At 62.7% G+C, this 15,723-nt stretch carries 17 protein-coding genes; 10 read left to right on the forward strand and 7 right to left on the reverse strand.

Features of this window, described 5'->3' with window-relative positions:
- Positions 1-47 precede the first annotated feature (47 nt).
- Genes clpX through KR52_RS02095 form a run of 3 tightly spaced genes read left to right on the forward strand, consistent with a single transcriptional unit; the run spans position 48 to position 3,988 of the window.
- Entirely contained in the window at positions 48-1,397 is a 1,350-nt protein-coding gene (clpX, locus tag KR52_RS02085) for an ATP-dependent protease ATP-binding subunit ClpX (protein WP_038551828.1), read from the forward strand.
- 3 nt (positions 1,398-1,400) lie between these two features.
- Complete coding sequence (locus KR52_RS02090; RefSeq protein ID WP_038551831.1) at positions 1,401-2,039, forward strand: lecithin retinol acyltransferase family protein; 639 nt, start codon at positions 1,401-1,403, stop codon at positions 2,037-2,039.
- Positions 2,040-2,062: 23 nt separating this feature from the next.
- Complete coding sequence (locus KR52_RS02095) at positions 2,063-3,988, forward strand: DNA polymerase III subunit gamma/tau (protein WP_038551834.1); 1,926 nt, start codon at positions 2,063-2,065, stop codon at positions 3,986-3,988.
- 15 nt (positions 3,989-4,003) lie between these two features.
- Here the strand turns inward: KR52_RS02095 and KR52_RS02100 are convergent, their stop codons facing one another.
- Positions 4,004-5,323, reverse strand: a complete 1,320-nt coding sequence (locus KR52_RS02100; RefSeq protein ID WP_038551837.1) for a glycosyltransferase family 2 protein — start codon at positions 5,321-5,323, stop codon at positions 4,004-4,006.
- Positions 5,324-5,347: 24 nt separating this feature from the next.
- Positions 5,348-6,925 (reverse strand): SpoIID/LytB domain-containing protein, encoded by a 1,578-nt coding sequence (locus KR52_RS02105; RefSeq protein ID WP_038551840.1) that lies wholly within the window; start codon positions 6,923-6,925, stop codon positions 5,348-5,350.
- A 56-nt stretch (positions 6,926-6,981) separates the two neighbouring features.
- Here KR52_RS02105 and rpmI point away from each other — a divergent pair, with 56 nt between their 5' ends.
- Genes rpmI through KR52_RS02120 form a run of 3 tightly spaced genes read left to right on the forward strand, consistent with a single transcriptional unit; the run spans position 6,982 to position 8,111 of the window.
- Entirely contained in the window at positions 6,982-7,179 is a 198-nt protein-coding gene (rpmI, locus tag KR52_RS02110) for a 50S ribosomal protein L35 (RefSeq protein WP_006852081.1), read from the forward strand.
- Between the two features lie 56 nt (positions 7,180-7,235).
- Positions 7,236-7,583 (forward strand): 50S ribosomal protein L20, encoded by a 348-nt coding sequence (gene rplT, locus KR52_RS02115; protein WP_011363098.1) that lies wholly within the window; start codon positions 7,236-7,238, stop codon positions 7,581-7,583.
- Positions 7,584-7,592: 9 nt separating this feature from the next.
- Positions 7,593-8,111 (forward strand): hypothetical protein, encoded by a 519-nt coding sequence (locus KR52_RS02120; RefSeq protein WP_038551846.1) that lies wholly within the window; start codon positions 7,593-7,595, stop codon positions 8,109-8,111.
- A gap of 12 nt (positions 8,112-8,123) precedes the next feature.
- On the opposite strand, the gene KR52_RS02125 is transcribed toward KR52_RS02120, so the two are convergent.
- On the reverse strand, positions 8,124-8,690 hold the full coding sequence (locus tag KR52_RS02125) for a hypothetical protein (protein WP_038551850.1): 567 nt from the start codon (positions 8,688-8,690) through the stop codon (positions 8,124-8,126).
- 51 nt (positions 8,691-8,741) lie between these two features.
- Here KR52_RS02125 and KR52_RS02130 point away from each other — a divergent pair, with 51 nt between their 5' ends.
- From KR52_RS02130 to KR52_RS02145, 4 genes are all read left to right on the forward strand, one after another.
- Positions 8,742-9,560, forward strand: coding sequence for a thiazole synthase (locus KR52_RS02130; RefSeq protein ID WP_038551853.1), 819 nt, complete (start codon positions 8,742-8,744; stop codon positions 9,558-9,560).
- 92 nt (positions 9,561-9,652) lie between these two features.
- Positions 9,653-9,826 (forward strand): photosystem II assembly protein Psb34, encoded by a 174-nt coding sequence (gene psb34 / locus KR52_RS02135; protein ID WP_038551856.1) that lies wholly within the window; start codon positions 9,653-9,655, stop codon positions 9,824-9,826.
- 74 nt (positions 9,827-9,900) lie between these two features.
- Entirely contained in the window at positions 9,901-11,097 is a 1,197-nt protein-coding gene (locus KR52_RS02140) for an NAD-dependent epimerase/dehydratase family protein (RefSeq protein WP_038551859.1), read from the forward strand.
- 13 nt (positions 11,098-11,110) lie between these two features.
- Positions 11,111-12,256 (forward strand): glycosyltransferase family 1 protein, encoded by a 1,146-nt coding sequence (locus tag KR52_RS02145; RefSeq protein ID WP_038551862.1) that lies wholly within the window; start codon positions 11,111-11,113, stop codon positions 12,254-12,256.
- Here KR52_RS02145 and mrdA read toward each other — a convergent pair.
- The 4 genes from mrdA to KR52_RS02165 are packed head-to-tail and all read right to left on the reverse strand — an operon-like array spanning position 12,253 to position 15,716.
- Positions 12,253-14,040, reverse strand: a complete 1,788-nt coding sequence (gene mrdA, locus KR52_RS02150) for a penicillin-binding protein 2 (RefSeq protein ID WP_038551865.1) — start codon at positions 14,038-14,040, stop codon at positions 12,253-12,255. The two genes, KR52_RS02145 and mrdA, sit on opposite strands and share 4 nt — an antisense overlap.
- Entirely contained in the window at positions 14,037-14,423 is a 387-nt protein-coding gene (locus KR52_RS02155; protein WP_038551868.1) for a hypothetical protein, read from the reverse strand. The genes mrdA and KR52_RS02155 overlap by 4 nt, the downstream gene beginning before the upstream one ends.
- A 9-nt stretch (positions 14,424-14,432) precedes the next feature.
- The gene (locus tag KR52_RS02160; protein ID WP_038551871.1) at positions 14,433-15,044 is read right to left on the reverse strand and encodes a hypothetical protein; all 612 of its coding nucleotides are present in this window, start codon (positions 15,042-15,044) and stop codon (positions 14,433-14,435) included.
- Between the two features lie 57 nt (positions 15,045-15,101).
- On the reverse strand, positions 15,102-15,716 hold the full coding sequence (locus KR52_RS02165; protein WP_156957559.1) for a sulfotransferase: 615 nt from the start codon (positions 15,714-15,716) through the stop codon (positions 15,102-15,104).
- Between the last annotated feature and the right edge of the window lie 7 nt (positions 15,717-15,723).

Genomic DNA, 15,723 nt, shown 5'->3' on the forward strand with positions numbered 1-15,723 from the left:
CATCGGTTGATTCCTGAGTTGTTCTCCTGTGTGGTGCCCAGCGTTCGATGGCCAAGTTCGACGCCCATCTGAAGTGTTCGTTCTGCGGGAAATCCCAGGACCAGGTGCGCAAGCTGATCGCCGGACCTGGCGTTTACATCTGCGACGAATGCATCGATCTCTGCAACGAGATCCTGGATGAAGAGCTGGTGGATGGTCAGGGCAACCCCCGCCACAGCCATGAGCCGAGCCGGAAGGCCACACCAGCCGCCCGCAAGAGCAGCAAACCGGCTCCGACCCTGGCCTCCATTCCCCGGCCTCAAGACATCAAGAGCTTCCTGGATCAACAGGTGGTCGGCCAGGACGCGGCCAAGAAAGTGATGTCTGTGGCGGTCTACAACCACTACAAACGTCTGGCCTGGCAGGGGGATGGCCAGGGCGAAACCGAGGAAACGGCAACCCGGCTGCACAAGAGCAACATCCTGCTGATCGGACCCACCGGCTGCGGCAAGACGCTGTTGGCCCAGACCCTGGCCGAAATGCTGGACGTGCCCTTCGCCGTGGCCGATGCCACCACCCTCACCGAAGCGGGCTACGTGGGTGAGGACGTGGAAAACATCCTGCTGCGGCTTCTGCAGAAGGCCGACATGGATGTGGACCAGGCCCAACGGGGGATCATCTACATCGATGAAATCGACAAGATCGCCCGCAAGAGCGAGAACCCCTCAATCACCCGCGATGTCTCCGGCGAAGGTGTGCAGCAGGCCCTGCTGAAGATGCTGGAGGGCACGGTGGCCAACGTGCCGCCCCAGGGCGGCCGCAAGCACCCTTATCAAGACTGCATCCAGATCGACACCAGCCAGATCCTGTTCATCTGCGGCGGTGCCTTTGTCGGCCTCGAGGACGTGGTGCAGAAACGGATGGGGCGCAATGCCATCGGCTTCATGCCCAGCGATGGCCGCGGACGCAGCCGCGCCAACCGCGACCTTCAGGCCGCCCAGGTGCTGCGGCACCTGGAGCCGGATGATCTGGTGCGCTATGGCCTCATCCCAGAGTTCATTGGCCGGATGCCGGTGAGTGCCGTGCTCGAGCCCCTGGATGAAAGCGCCTTGCAGTCGATCCTCACCGAGCCCCGCGATGCCCTGGTGAAGCAATTCCGCACCCTGCTGAGCATGGACAACGTGCAACTGCAGTTCGCCGATGACGCCATCGCTGCAATCGCCCAGGAAGCCCACAGACGCAAGACCGGTGCCCGCGCCCTGCGCGGCATCGTTGAGGAGCTGATGCTGGACCTGATGTACGACCTGCCATCGCAGACATCGGTGAAGGAGTTCACCGTCACCCGGGCGATGGTGGAGGAACACACGGGCGGCAAGGTGCTCCCACTGCCCGGCACGGAACAACAGAAGACCGCCTAAGTCTTGGCTGCCGCTGACCACCTTGAGGTGCCGCGTCAGCACGGCCTGTTCAACCACCACGGCATCGACCTCGGTGATGGCACCGTCGCCCACTATCTGGAAGGGCGTGAAATCCTGCGCAGCCCCTTGGAGGAGTTCAGCCAGGGGCAACAGCTGCGGGTGATCAACTACGTCGAGGCGTCTCCGCTGGGTGTGACCCTGCGCCGCGCCATGGGACGCCTGGGGGAACAGGACTACAACCTGCTGTTCAACAACTGCGAGCACTTCGCCACCTGGTGCAAAACCGGGCGTCATCGCAGTGGCCAGGTGGACTCCGTGCTGGAGCGGGCCCGTAACTGGAGCGGGCTGATGCCTTCGGCACTCATGCGGGGCCTGGAGCTCCTGGTGCAACGGGGCCTGCTCGATGACGACGCCCGCGCCATGGCCAAGCGAGGTGTGGAGAAGCTGGAACGCCTGCGCCTCTCGCTGCTGCGCAAGCTGGAGGGGCTCCTTGAAGGAGCGGGAAACGGAACAGATCGCCGGCTGTTGCTCACGGGCCAGAGCCTGGCCGATGAACTGGCCGCCGTCGAAGACCTGAAACAGCGGATTGATGCCCTGCTCCAGCAGCACCACGCCCTTCCAGGCTCCGAATCCTCTGAGTAATCTCCTGTCAACGCTCGCGGCGCATGAGTTCGGCCTACCAGCCGCTGCATCACAAATACCGGCCCCAGCGCTTTGATCAGCTGGTGGGACAGGAGGCGATTGCCGCAACCCTGGGCCATGCCCTCACCAGCAATCGCATTGCCCCGGCCTATCTGTTCAGTGGCCCCCGTGGCACCGGCAAAACCTCCAGCGCCCGCATCCTGGCCCGCTCGCTCAATTGCCTGAACAGCGAAGGGCCCACGCCTGAGCCCTGCGGCACCTGCGAGCTCTGCACCACGATCGCCGCAGGCACCGCCCTCGATGTGATCGAAATCGATGCCGCCTCCAACACCGGCGTCGACAACATCCGCGAGCTGATCGAACGCTCCCGCTTCGCACCGGTGCAGGCCCGCTGGAAGGTGTACGTGGTGGACGAGTGCCACATGCTCTCCACCGCAGCCTTCAACGCCCTGCTGAAAACCCTGGAGGAGCCCCCGCCGCAGGTGGTGTTCGTGCTCGCCACCACCGACCCGCAACGGGTGCTGCCGACGATCCTCAGCCGTTGTCAACGCTTTGATTTCCGGCGCATTCCTCTGGATGCCCTCAACAAGCATCTGAGCTGGATCGCCGAACAGGAAGCGATCGAGATCAATCCTGAGGCCATTCATGTGGTGGCCCAGCGGTCCCAGGGAGGCCTGCGGGATGCGGAAAGCCTGCTGGATCAGCTGAGCCTGCTGCCGCCACCGATCGAAGCCGCTGCGGTGTGGGATCTGCTGGGGGCCGTGCCCGAACAGGAGCTGTTGGAGCTGGTGGGGGCCATGAGCAGCGCCGAACCTGTGCAGCTGCTGGAGGCCACCCGCAACCTGCTGGACCGGGGCCGGGATCCCGGGGCGGTGCTGCAGGGTCTGGCCGGGATGCTGCGCGATCTGGTGCTTATGGCCGCCGCTCCAGAGCGACTGGAACTCACCAGCGTGTCGCCCCAGTTCCGCGAGCAGCTGCCCGCCCTCGCCAAGGCCATCGGCAGGGCCCGCTTGCTGCAATGGCAGGCGCAACTGCGCGGCACCGAGCAACAACTGCGCCAAAGCGTGCAGCCGCGCCTGTGGCTGGAAGTGCTGCTTTTGGGGTTGCTGGCGGAACCGGCGGCGGCTCAGAGCGAAGCCGCAGCTCCGGCCCCAAGACAACCAGCGACAACGCAACCGGCGGCAACAAGCCCACCGACAACGCCAGTCGCCCCTCCTGCTCCCACGCCTTCCGTCGCAGCCCCTGCAGCAACCCCTGCAATCGAGGCGCCTACCCCCAGCCCGAAACCTGCCCCTGCGCCATCACCGGAACTGCCGACTGTCTCCACCCCTGCAGCGGCAGCCAGCACCAACCTGCCCGAGCTTTGGCAACAGATCCTGGGCAGCCTCGAACTGCCCTCCACCCGGATGCTGCTGTCGCAGCAGGCCCAACTGGTGCGCCTGGACGCGAACCGCGCCGTTGTGCAGGTGGCAGGCAATTGGATGGGGATGGTGCAGAGCCGGGCATCCCTGCTGGAACAGGCCGTGGCCAAAGCGCTGGGCGGCTCGAGGCAGCTGGTGCTGGAGGCCAGCAACAGCGCCATGCCACCTCCGCTGGCAACAGCCCGGGTCACAACACCATCAATCACTCAACCGACCACACCCCCCCCGATCGCACCGGCCATCACAAACACTCCGGTCGCAACAGCCCCAGCAGCGGTCGAGCCCCCCGCGCCAACGCCGGCACCCACCGCTGCACCGATCCCGGCACCCGCAGCAACACCAAGCCCAGCACCAGCCGTTGCACGGGAACTGCCGCGCACCCAACCCGATCCGATCGAGCCGAAACCAACTCCCGCCACGGCGGAATCCAACCCTCAACCAAGCCCGCCTTCAGGCCTGGATCGTCAGGCCCGCAACCTGGCGGACTTCTTCAACGGTCAGGTGCTCGACGTCGATGACATCAGCTGAGATCAGAACGACGCATCAGGCTTGAACCGGTTGCTCCTGACCATGACTGGTTTTGGCCCAGACCAAGCGTTTGGGGAGCAGTGACATCCGCAGCGTCACCCAGGGAATCACCACAAACCAGTGGCCCAGATAAGCAATCGCCACCAAGAGATTGATCAGGCTCGCAGAGGGGATCGCTGGCCCCTCGCTTCCACCGCGACAGCCGCGCCAATAAGCCAGACCCGAAACGCTGAAGGCCACCACAGACAAGGGCCAGTAGACCGGCACGCTTCGGGTGATCAGAGCCGTGCTCAGATCAGCGAAGGACACCACCGGCAAGGCGTACTGAAGCAGAAAAAAGGCCGTCAGATCCCAGCGCTGGCGAAGACTCAACTGCGCTGAGGTGAGCACCGGCCAGTAATCGAAAAAGCGCTGCAATCCACCTTCCGCCCAGCGCTGCCGTTGTTTCCACAAGGCCTGAAGACCGGGCACAGCCTCTTCTTGGACCGGAGGGTCCCACAACAATCCCACCAAGGCGCCATGGGTCAAGAGGCGAAAGCTGAGATCCAGGTCATCGGTGACGGTGTATTCGTTAAAACCGCCGCTGGACTCCAGCACCGCGCGCTTGATCAGCTGTCCGTTCCCCCGCAGCTCCGCCACCCCTCCGTTCACCAGACGTCCTGACTGGATCACCGCATCCAGAGCCATCTCCATCGCCTGGGATCGGGTCAACCAATTTCGATCGGCATCAATCACGGCCTTGCGCAGCTGCACCGCCGACCAGCCACCCCCCAGGGCGTAGGGAACAAGGCGCTCGAGCAGGTCGTCCTGCAACTGGGCATCCGCATCAAGCACAAGCAGCCATTCACCTTTGAGGCGGCCCAAAGCAGTGTTGAGCGCACCCGACTTGCCCCCACCGGCATCGCGCTGGCGATGGATGACATTCAGTTCAGGGTGCTGCGTGGCCAGATCGTCCAGCAACTCAGAGGTCCGATCAAGACTGCCGTCGTCAATCACCCAGGTGGTGAGCTGCCCGGACGGATAACGCAGCGAAGTGAGCCGTTCCACCAAACGTGGCACCACCGCCTCTTCATCGCGGGCGGCCACCACCACATCAAGGCTGGGCAGATTGGCCGGATCCATCGCCGGCACAGACTGCGCTGACCCACGCGTCAGCTGCCCACGCATGACGGAACGGAGTCCATAGCCCCCAAGCATCAAGGCAAGGCTGATGGCGGGCCAGAGCGAACGAGCGGAGTCCAGCCAATGGGGAGCAGCACCAGCACATCCACAGGCGAACAGGAAAGCTGCCGATTTCACCCGACGGTGATCACCCGATGTGGCGTTCGCGCTCATCCAGCTCCCCAGGTGGAAGGGACTTTAAGGGGACTGCACCGGTGTTGAGAGTGAGCCGTAGACAGTCCCTGGGTAGTAATGGCTAAGGATCCGCTCCACGGACCAGCCCCGCCAGGCCAGATCAATGGCTCCAGCCTGCGACAAACCGGCCCCGTGGCCAAAGCCACCACCCACCACCCACCAGCGTTCAGCCCCCTGAGGCTCCAAGACGAACAGGGTGCTGGGCAGTGTGCGAAGGGTTCGACGAATGGCATCCAACTTGAGAATGACCGGAGCGGCGTCGCTGCTGCCTGAGATCTGCAAGGCCAGCACCCGACCGCTGGCGCCCCGCTCCAGAACCTTCAATTGCAAAGGAGAAACCAGCGGGTCTGCGGCAGCTCCGAGAGCCTGACGCAAGGTCGGGCCCGAGAGGGTTCGGCCCCAACGGAAGCGGGGATGCTGCTTTCCATAGGCGCCCGAACGGTCAGCCAGTAAGGCATGCACCGCCTGTCGCTTCTGCAGAGGCAAGGAATAACGGCTGCTCCAGCCCTCATCCCCATCCGGTTTCGGACGCAGGTAGGTGGTGGGCTGCATGGCCCAGGCTTCAGCGCCAGCGGCCATCACCCCGCCATTGGTGGCGTGATACACAGCGCTGATCGGTTTGCCGTTGAGGCTGAGCAACTTTCCCTGGGTGGCCTCAATCGCCTCACGTACAGCGGCTCCCGCATGGCGGGGATCGCTGTAGACCTGGCACTGGGTGTCACTGCACAAGTGATACCCATCGATGCTGAAGCGGTGGCTGTTGGCCAGAGCCCAGGTGCGCGCCAGAACCGTCTGGGCCTGCAACGCAGCCATCGGAGAACCGGCACCGATCTCATGGGGCACCACCCCCTCCAGATACCGCTCCACCGGCACTTGCTCCACAAGGGTCCAGCTGCCGTAGGCATCCCGTTGCAAGCGAAAGGGGCCCTGAAAACGTCCACCACCCCAAAGCAACCCATCCGAGGCCTCAATCGAGACAGGCCCCTGCAAGGTGCGCCCTCCCTCCGGCGTCTGCAACACCGGTTCGACGGTGCTGGTGACCGTACCTTGCCAATCGCGAACAGCCAGACCCTCGGGCACAGGCGAACCTTCCGGGGCCCAGACCTCCCATTCGTTGGGGTGGGCCACCTCGACCGCAACTCCCAGAGCCCGCCAACGGGTGGCGATGCGATCGGCCGACTCGAAACTGGCGTAAGGGCCTGCGATCCGACGTGCCAGGGGCAGCGGACGAGCCAAGGGGACGCTACGCCAGGTGATCACGAAGCTCGACCCACTGCGTTGCTCCCCCGTTGCATCTCGAAGGGTGAGCGATCCAGCAAAGGCACGCAAATTCAGCGGAGCGGCAGCCGCCGCGTCACCCAGATGGTCAGCCAAGGCAACCCACAGCACCGGTTTGAGGCCCGCCAAAGGCGGTGGATCCGCAACGGAACGATGCGTCAACCGTTGAGCCGGTTCCGGAGGAGAAGGCTCAGGGGACACGGCAGGCTCAACATTGCCGGTTTGCAGAGCCTCGACCTGCTGTCGGGCAGCGCAACCCAGACCCATGCAGACCAGCAACGTGATCGAAAGAAGCCGAATCATTCAACGGGGGCACGTCGGGACGTATTGTTGTCGTTTGTGCCCGAACGAGCAGACCAATGCCCAAGCTGAAGACCCGCAAAGCTGCCGCGAAGCGGTTCAAGGCAACCGGCACTGGCAAGTTTCTGCGTCGTCGCGCTTTCCGAAACCACCTGCTGGACCACAAAACCCCCAAGCAGAAGCGTCATCTGGCCACCAAGGCTGTGGTGGACCGCACCGATGAGGAGCGCGTGACCCTGATGATGCCCTACGCCTGAGCACAGCTGCTCAGACGAGACCGTTCGACAAGACCTGATTCAACCCTTCCAACCTCATGGCCCGCGTCAAGAGAGGCAACGTCGCCCGTAAACGCCGCAACAAAATTCTGCGGCTGGCCCGTGGCTTCCGTGGTGGCAACGGAACCCTGTTCCGCACAGCGAACCAGCGGGTAATGAAAGCCCTCTGCAATGCCTACCGCGATCGTCGCCGTCGCAAGCGCGATTTCCGGCGCCTCTGGATTGCCCGTATCAATGCCGCTGCTCGCCTGAATGGCGTGAGCTACAGCCGTCTGATGGGCGGCCTCAAGAAAGCCGATGTTCGCTTGAACCGCAAGATGCTTGCTCAACTCGCGGTTGTTGACCCAGGCAGCTTCACCAACGTCGTGGCTGCAGCAAAGAGCTGATTTCAAATCGTGAACCTGCTGCCCCAGACCTATCTGCTGGGCCTGGTCGGCCTGCTCTCCATCGTTGCGGTAGTGGTGGGCCGACAGTTTTTTCGTGTACGACGTGATGAAGCACGGCTGATCGAACTCGAAAAATCCGAAACGGCCTTGTCTCGACAGGCGTCAGATCTGTACGAGCTCGGATCAGTCCAATTGCGCAAACGGCTGTATCCACAAGCTGCCGCCACCCTCAAGCAGGCGCTCAAACGCCTGAGCGGTGAACCTGATGAAGCGCGGGCGCTGATCGAAAACGCCCTCGGATTTGCTTTGGCGGCACAAAAAGACTATTCCGCTGCGACCAAACACTACAAATTGGCACTGAAGGCTAAAGCTGACTATCCAGTCGCACTCAATAACTTGGCCTTTGCCCAGGAAAAATTGCTAAAAGACGCCGAAGCTTTTTCCCTCTACGAACAGACACTGAAGCTTGATCCAGACAATGCCACCGCGAAGAAAGGCTTGAAAAAGCTCAAACGTCGGATGAGCTAAGCGCTGAAGCAGTCACCACAACGGCTGAACTGGAAGTTCGTCCTGATAAACAGGTGGTTCTTCCTGACAGCGAATGGTCAATGCAAGACGTCCACCCACCCCTGTGCTGGGATTAGCCACATTCACCAGTCGAGGAGCCTGCCAACCGGTTGGGCTGAAATCCTGCAAGCCAAGGAAGACGCCTCCGGGCTCAAGACCAGCGATCAATGGATCGGCCAAGGGAATCAAATCAAGCTGATCCGACTTGGCATGGAGGTTGCCCTGCACCGGCGTCGTGACGGAGCCAAAGGTCATTGTTCCCCGGATATCCACCATCTGACCCATCGCCGTCAGCTGGCTGATGTCCAAGGTGACGTCCACTGTGGGATTGCCATCAAACGGCTCAAACGTGCCGCACCACTGCCGGGGCAAGGATTCTGCAAGCTCCGAGGCACGTGCCACAGGGTCAAAGCTCTCCACATCTCCTTGATCAACCTTGAGGGGAACCGCCAGCTGAATCGGATCAAGAGGAAGCTGAGGATTGGCGTCGAAGGGAACCTGGCTGCCAACCGGTAAATCCATGGCGAGCAGGAGCGGCATGGTTGACGATGGATGATGAAGGCACGGTAGGCCGTTTTGCTCAGAAGCGTCATGGATTCGTCCTCCCCCTCATCCGACCCCCTGACCATTGGCGGGCGTCAGTTCAAGAGCCGCCTGTTCACAGGCACCGGCAAATACCCATCACTGAGTTTGATGCAACAGAGCATCGAACGATCGGGCTGCGACATGGTGACGGTGGCTGTTCGACGCGTACAGACCATGGCCGCGGGCCATGAGGGCTTGATGGACGCCATCGATTGGAACAAGATCTGGATGCTGCCCAACACCGCGGGCTGCACCAATGCCGAGGAAGCGGTGCGCGTCGCAAGGCTTGGACGGGAGCTGGCCAAGCTGGCAGGGCAGGAGGACAACACCTTCGTGAAGCTGGAGGTGATTCCTGACGCTCGGCATCTTCTACCGGATCCGATCGGCACCTTGAACGCTGCAGAACAGCTGGTACGGGAAGGTTTCACGGTGCTCCCCTACATCAATGCGGATCCCCTGCTGGCCAAACGGCTGGAAGACGTCGGGTGCGCCACGGTGATGCCGCTGGGCTCTCCAATCGGATCGGGCCAGGGGCTCAACAATGCCGCCAACATCGGTTTAATCATCGAAAACGCCGGTGTTCCGGTGGTGGTGGATGCCGGCATTGGCGTGCCCAGCGAGGCGGCACAAGCCCTCGAAATGGGCGCCGATGCCGTCCTGGTCAACAGCGCCATCGCCCTGGCGGGCGACCCCGCAGCCATGGCCGCGGCCATGGGCCAGGCGGTGATGGCCGGGCGGACCGCCCACCGCTCCGGGCGCTTGCCGCGGAGGGATCAGGCCTCTGCCAGCTCACCAACCACGGGCCTGGTGCAGACACCCCGATGAAGTGAAGAGACATGAAGTGAGGTGAAGCCTGCTTCATAAAGGCAGGCAATGAGCATTTGGACTCATAAGGTCCGACCAGTCGCATTGGACCCATGTCGGTCACCACGGAAGACGGCGGTCGTCTCAACGCCTTCGCCAAGGAGCCACGCATGGAGGTGATGGACGTTGCCACCAGCCAGAGCCGCAAGCGCAGCTCAATGATGATGCTGGTGACCGGTGGATTGCTTGTGGCCGCCATGGTGGCGGTCACCGTCGCCATCAGCTGAGACGGTCCACGCTGAAAATCCCTGTAGTAGCTTGCCAAGACTGAGCATCACGCTCGTTCCAGCAGGAGTTTGGGGTGAAAGTTCTCGTTCTCGGCGGTGACGGCTTCTGCGGCTGGCCCTGTGCGGTGAACCTGGCGGATCAGGGCCACGACGTGCTGATCGTGGACAACCTCAGCCGTCGCAAGATCGATATCGACCTTGAAGTTGAGTCGCTGACGCCGATCGTGAGCATTGGCGAGCGGCTGAAAGCCTGGGAGCAGACCGGCGGCAAACCGATGCGGTTTGTCCACATGGACATCGCCCATGAGTACCAGAGGTTGCTGGATCTGCTTCAGGACGAGCGCCCGGATTCCGTCGTCCACTTCGCGGAACAGCGGGCCGCCCCCTACTCGATGAAGAGCAGCGCCACCAAGCGCTACACCGTCGATAACAACGTCAACGGCACCCACAACCTGCTGGCCGCGATCGTGGAAAGCGGGCAGGACATCCACGTGGTGCACCTGGGCACCATGGGCGTCTACGGCTACGGCTCCCACCGCGGCGCCACCATCCCTGAGGGCTACCTGAAGGTGGAAGTGCCCCAGCCCGATGGCAGCCGCTTTGAGGAGGAAATCCTCCACCCGGCCAGCCCCGGCAGCGTTTATCACATGACCAAGACGCTCGATCAGCTGGTCTTCCTCTACTACAACAAGAACGACAAGGTCCGGATCACTGACCTCCACCAGGGCATCGTCTGGGGGACCAACACCGACGCAACCGACCGGGACCCACGACTGACGAACCGCTTCGACTACGACGGTGACTACGGAACCGTGCTGAACCGCTTCCTGATGCAGGCGGCCATCGGCTACCCGCTCACCGTTCACGGCACCGGGGGCCAAACCCGCGCCTTCATCCACATCCGCGATTCCGTGCGCTGCGTGCAGCTGGCGCTGGAGAACCCCCCGGACCAAGGGGAGCGGGTGAAGATTTTCAACCAGATGACCGAGAGCCATCAGGTGGGCGAACTGGCCAAGAAAGTGGCTGCTCTCACTGGTGCTCAGGTGAACAACCTGCCCAATCCGCGCAACGAAGCCGTTGAAAACGATCTGATCGTGGACAACCGTTGTTTCATCGAACTGGGGCTCAATCCCACCACCCTCGATGACGGCCTGCTGAAGGAAGTGGTGGAGATCGCCACCCGCTACGCCGACCGGTGCGACCGCAACCGCATCCTCTGCACCTCCGCATGGACCAAAACCCAGGCCCAGGCCATCGGCACCGCATCCTGATCGAACGTCATCCTTGAAAGTCGCCTTTTTCACCGAAACCTTCCTGCCGAAGGTCGATGGCATCGTCACCCGCCTCACCAAGACGGTGAAGCATCTGGTGGACGCCGGCGATGAGGTGGTGGTCTTCTGTCCGGAAGGCTGCCCGGAGGAGTACATGGGAGCTCGGCTGATCGGCGTTCCAGCAATGCCGCTGCCGCTCTATCCGGAGCTGAAACTGGCCTTGCCTCGCCCAGCGGTGTCGGACGCGATCGATGCATTCCAACCCGACCTGATCCATGTGGTGAACCCGGCGGTGCTGGGTCTCGGCGGCATCTGGCTCGCGAAGAACAAAGGCATCCCCCTGGTCGCCAGCTATCACACCCACCTGCCCAAGTACCTCGAGCACTACGGATTGGGAATGCTGGAGCCGCTCCTGTGGGAAATGCTCAAGGCCGCGCACAACCAGGCCCTGCTGAATCTGTGCACCTCAACCGCCATGGTGAAGGAGCTCAGCGACAAGGGCATTCAACACACTGATCTGTGGCAGCGGGGCGTGGACACGGAGTTGTTCCGTCCTGAGCTGCGCAGCGCGGAACGGCGCCAGCGGCTTCTCGGGGGCCATGACGACCGCGGTGCCCTGCTGCTGTACGTCGGCCGCCTCTCCGCCGAGAAGCAGATTGAACGTATCCGCCCCGTGCTGGAAGCCCTTCCCGATGCACGGCTGGCCCTGGTTGGCGATGGTCCCCACCGCCAGCAACTGGAAAAACATTTCGAGGGAACCGCCACCACCTTCGTCGGTTATCTCGCAGGGGAAGACCTGGCAGGGGCCTACGCCAGCGGCGATGCCTTCCTGTTCCCCTCCAGCACAGAGACGCTGGGCCTGGTGCTGCTGGAAGCCATGGCAGCCGGGTGTCCCGTGGTCGGCGCCAACCGTGGCGGCATCCCCGACATCATCACCGACGGCATCAACGGCTGTCTCTATGAACCCGACGGCGCCGACGGAGGCGCCGCAAGCCTGATCGAAGCCACCCGCCGTCTGCTGGGCAACGACCTCGAACGCCAGGCTCTGCGCACTTCAGCCCGTGCCGAAGCCGAGCGCTGGGGCTGGGCGGGTGCCACCGAACAACTGCGGACCTACTACCGCACGGTGCTGTCCACACCTCAACTCACGGCCGCCTAGCGCTGCCGGGTCCTTTCCCACTCCGCCAGCACCTTTTTGGCCATCGGCAGAGCGTGAACGGATCCACCGCCTGGGGTGTTCTGGGCAAAGGCCACCACCACAATCTTGCCGTCGGGATAGGGGGCATAGCAGCCGAACCAGGCATGGTCAGGTCCTCCCGTGCTGTCCTCCGCCGTTCCGGTTTTGCCGGCCGCCGGTGGAATGCCAGGACCATTGAGGCCTGCACCGGTTCCGGCCTCCACCACTTTGCGCAACCCCTCCCGGATCGTCTGCAAGGTTGAAGGCTTGATCGCCACCTTGGTTCGGTGCTCTGGGCTCAGCCAATCGATGTCACCGGAGGCAAGGTGCGGCGTCACCAACCAACCACCATTGGCGAACACCGCATAGGCGCGGGCTAACTGAAGAGGGGTGATCTGCACCACGGACTGACCGATGGAGGCACTGGCCATGTCCTCAGGGATCCAGGGGCTCGTGCCGGGATCAGTCCAGCCGCGGCCGCGTGCTGCCCAGTCTTCATCCCCCACCAACCCGACACTCTCTTCCCAGCCGATCTCAATACCGGTCTTCTGCTGAAAGCCCAGCTGATCAGCCGCCTGTTTCAGCGCCTTGGAGCCGACTCCAACCCCCACTTGGTAGAAGAACGTGTTGCTGGAGAAGCGCAGAGCATCGGCATAGCCGATGTGACCGAAGCCAGCCCCGTTGTGATCAGGGAAACAGTGGCCGCCGTAGGTGATGCAGGCCTTGGTATGCAGCTTGGTATCGGGCGGGAATTTGCCCGACTCCATGCCGGCTATCGCTGTCACCGGCTTCCAGGTGCTGCCGGGGTCATAGGGATTCATGGCCCGAGACAGCAACGGTTTCTTCGGATTGGAGAAAAGGGCGTCGTACTCCCTCTGGGTGGTGATCAGCTTGGAGAAAAAGTTCGGATCAAAACTGGGGCGGCTGGCCAAGGCCAACACGGCACCTGTGGCCGCCTCCAACGCCACCACGGCGCCGCCAGGCTTGTCCGCCAGCGCTTGCTCCGCCACCCGCTGCAGATCCAGATCGAGGGTGAGCACCAGATCCTTTCCTGCTTCTGAGGGGCGATCACCCAGGTTGCGCTGTACCTCACCCATGGCATTCACCTCCAGCATCTGGCCGCCCCACTTGCCACGCAGATGGCTCTCGTAGGCGGCTTCAACCCCGGTGCGACCGATCCGATCGCGGATCTTGTAGCCCTTTTCCGCCAGAACGTCGTATTCGTTTTCCGTGATCGGCTGGGTGTAGCCGAGGGCGTGAGCCGCCAGGGTTCCGTTGGGATAGGACCGCAGAATGTCGACGTCCACCTGGGCACCCCGCAACACCAGGGCCTGTTCACGGAAGCGCAGCACCTGTTCCGGCTTGAGATCCAGGGCCAATGTGGTGCGATAACCATCCCGATCCAAACCCTTCTGACGGCGCTGATCCAGCAGATCAGGCTCCAGATTCAGCAGCCTGGCCAGGCGATCACGCAGATCAGGCCAGTCGTCATCGCTGACCAGACGCGGCTCGAGGTACAGCGAATAGGTGAGCTTGCTGGTGGCCAGCACCCGCCCTTTGCGATCAAGCAAGCGACCGCGGATCGGCGAGCGGGGTACAAGACGGATGCGGTTTTCATCCGCCAGTTCACGGAAGCGCGACCCCTCCAGCAGCTGCATCCAGACCAGGCGGCTGACCATGGCGCCGCAGAACATCAGCACCAACAGCAGCAGCACAAGGGGTTGCTGTCGCAGACCGGTCTGCCGCTGCTGTGCCAAACGGGTCATCCCTGTTGCACTGGCAAGCGACGGCGCAATTCCTCAAGCCGCTCTTCAATCCGCCGCAGGGTCGGCAGCAAGTCATCCGAGTCCTCCTGGGGTTGTTCAACCGTTCCTGGTTCCTCGACGGACACGGATACCGGCATCACCGGATTGCCCAGCCCAGGGCTCACGGCATCCAACTGCTCTCGAACATCACGCGCCACGGGCTCACCCTCCTGACGCAAATCAGCGATGGGGTCCTCCGACCCGGCGGTGAACACCTCAACCACTTTGCCTGGACCTCCCTGCCGGGCCCGTTCCAGCACGGCCAGCCCGACCGGGAGCACATCCTGCATCAGCGACAGACGCAACTGGTCAAGCGGGTTGTCGGAGTTGGATTCAGCGGCCATGGGGCCAGATCAACGAACCCCAGTCTGTCCCGAAGGAAGCGCCAATGTCGGACAGGCGGAACGATCAGCCGCCAGGGACCAACCCATCACCCCACTGAGCACCATGAGCATCACCACTGGCACCAGCGCTTTCTGGGTGGTGTCCAACAGAATCCACTCACGCCAGGCACGCCAGAAGCGGCTGCGCTCAAAGCGCCGATGTTCCCGGGTTTCATCCCGCTGACGCCGCCGGATCGCCTTGTCCACCCAACGCTCGAAAGCCCGCTTCTTGGTGATCGTCATCTTGCGTTCCACCTCGAGCATCTGCCCGGAACCCAGCTCGGGATGGAAGGTGCTGATCAGCTCGAGGCTCTTGAGGAACATCTCCACAGCGCCATCGTGAACAGCCGTGGCGTGATCATCCAGCTGACCCCAGTCGAGTTCGGGGTAAAAGCGGCTGCGGTTGGCCTTGATCTGATCTTCCGTCAGCTGACCGGGCTCCCGCAACCAGCGATCGGTGTTGCTGTCGAACCGCCGCCAGTAGAGGAAGGGGTTCAGATAGATCGTGCGGCCACCCAGCTGAATGCTGTCCTGCTGCAACCGACGCTGCAGCTGAACATCCTGCTGTTGTGTCGCCGTCATATCCCAAAGGCCGGTGGCCCAAGGTATCGATGATGTAGAGCCGTCGCCAGCCGTGAATCAGCTTGCGGCCTGCGCAGATCGCGCGCCGGCATGGGGCAACACCTTGCCGCGGATCCGGTAGCCCCGACGCCTGAGAAAACTGCAGAGGGCGGCCTGCTCCGACGGCACGCTGATGTTGAACGCGAAGAAATTGCTGCGTCCAGCGAAATAACGCTTCAGGTCGAGGTCATGGCGCTGCCAGGCCTCCTCCCAGTGCTGACGAAGGTCGTCGAGCGTCAACGAGGGATCGTCGTAGGCCCGACGCATCCGATCGAGGTAGGCACGGGCGTACTTGCCCTTGCGGTGATTCATGCGTGAGTCCACCCAGCGGCTCACATCACGCGTGTTGTAGATGAAGCAGGAGCCTGGGTACTGCAGGTCCAACAGGGGGAAGAGGCGGTAGGCGTAGAACTCACCGCAGAGTTCCATGTCCGTGTAGCCGCAATAGCCATCCACGCCATCCAGCAACGGCTTGGAAAAGGTGAAGTTGGCCTGGATCCGACGGGCCAGCCGTCCCTTGTCGTAGTGGATCGAGCTGTACCCGTTCTTCCGCAACAACTTGTGGAACGACCGCGTGCCGCACTTGTTGTGACCGATCAAAAAAATTCGGCCCGGTTTGGACCGGGGCCGCAACCAATCC

It is taken from the genome of Synechococcus sp. KORDI-52 (assembly GCF_000737595.1).
Taxonomy (GTDB): Bacteria; Cyanobacteriota; Cyanobacteriia; order PCC-6307; family Cyanobiaceae; genus Parasynechococcus.

What these genes read in the sequence shown, in the direction of transcription:
- clpX (WP_038551828.1), top strand. Translation starts at nt 48, where the DNA reads ATGGCCAAGTTCGACGCCCATCTGAAGTGTTCGTTCTGCGGGAAATCC.
- KR52_RS02095 (WP_038551834.1), top strand. Translation starts at nt 2,063, where the DNA reads ATGAGTTCGGCCTACCAGCCGCTGCATCACAAATACCGGCCCCAGCGC.
- KR52_RS02100 (WP_038551837.1), bottom strand. Translation starts at nt 5,323, where the DNA reads ATGAGCGCGAACGCCACATCGGGTGATCACCGTCGGGTGAAATCGGCA.
- KR52_RS02105 (WP_038551840.1), bottom strand. Translation starts at nt 6,925, where the DNA reads ATGATTCGGCTTCTTTCGATCACGTTGCTGGTCTGCATGGGTCTGGGT.
- rpmI (WP_006852081.1), top strand. Translation starts at nt 6,982, where the DNA reads ATGCCCAAGCTGAAGACCCGCAAAGCTGCCGCGAAGCGGTTCAAGGCA.
- rplT (WP_011363098.1), top strand. Translation starts at nt 7,236, where the DNA reads ATGGCCCGCGTCAAGAGAGGCAACGTCGCCCGTAAACGCCGCAACAAA.
- KR52_RS02125 (WP_038551850.1), bottom strand. Translation starts at nt 8,690, where the DNA reads ATGCCGCTCCTGCTCGCCATGGATTTACCGGTTGGCAGCCAGGTTCCC.
- KR52_RS02130 (WP_038551853.1), top strand. Translation starts at nt 8,742, where the DNA reads ATGGATTCGTCCTCCCCCTCATCCGACCCCCTGACCATTGGCGGGCGT.
- psb34 (WP_038551856.1), top strand. Translation starts at nt 9,653, where the DNA reads ATGTCGGTCACCACGGAAGACGGCGGTCGTCTCAACGCCTTCGCCAAG.
- mrdA (WP_038551865.1), bottom strand. Translation starts at nt 14,040, where the DNA reads ATGACCCGTTTGGCACAGCAGCGGCAGACCGGTCTGCGACAGCAACCC.
- KR52_RS02155 (WP_038551868.1), bottom strand. Translation starts at nt 14,423, where the DNA reads ATGGCCGCTGAATCCAACTCCGACAACCCGCTTGACCAGTTGCGTCTG.
- KR52_RS02160 (WP_038551871.1), bottom strand. Translation starts at nt 15,044, where the DNA reads ATGACGGCGACACAACAGCAGGATGTTCAGCTGCAGCGTCGGTTGCAG.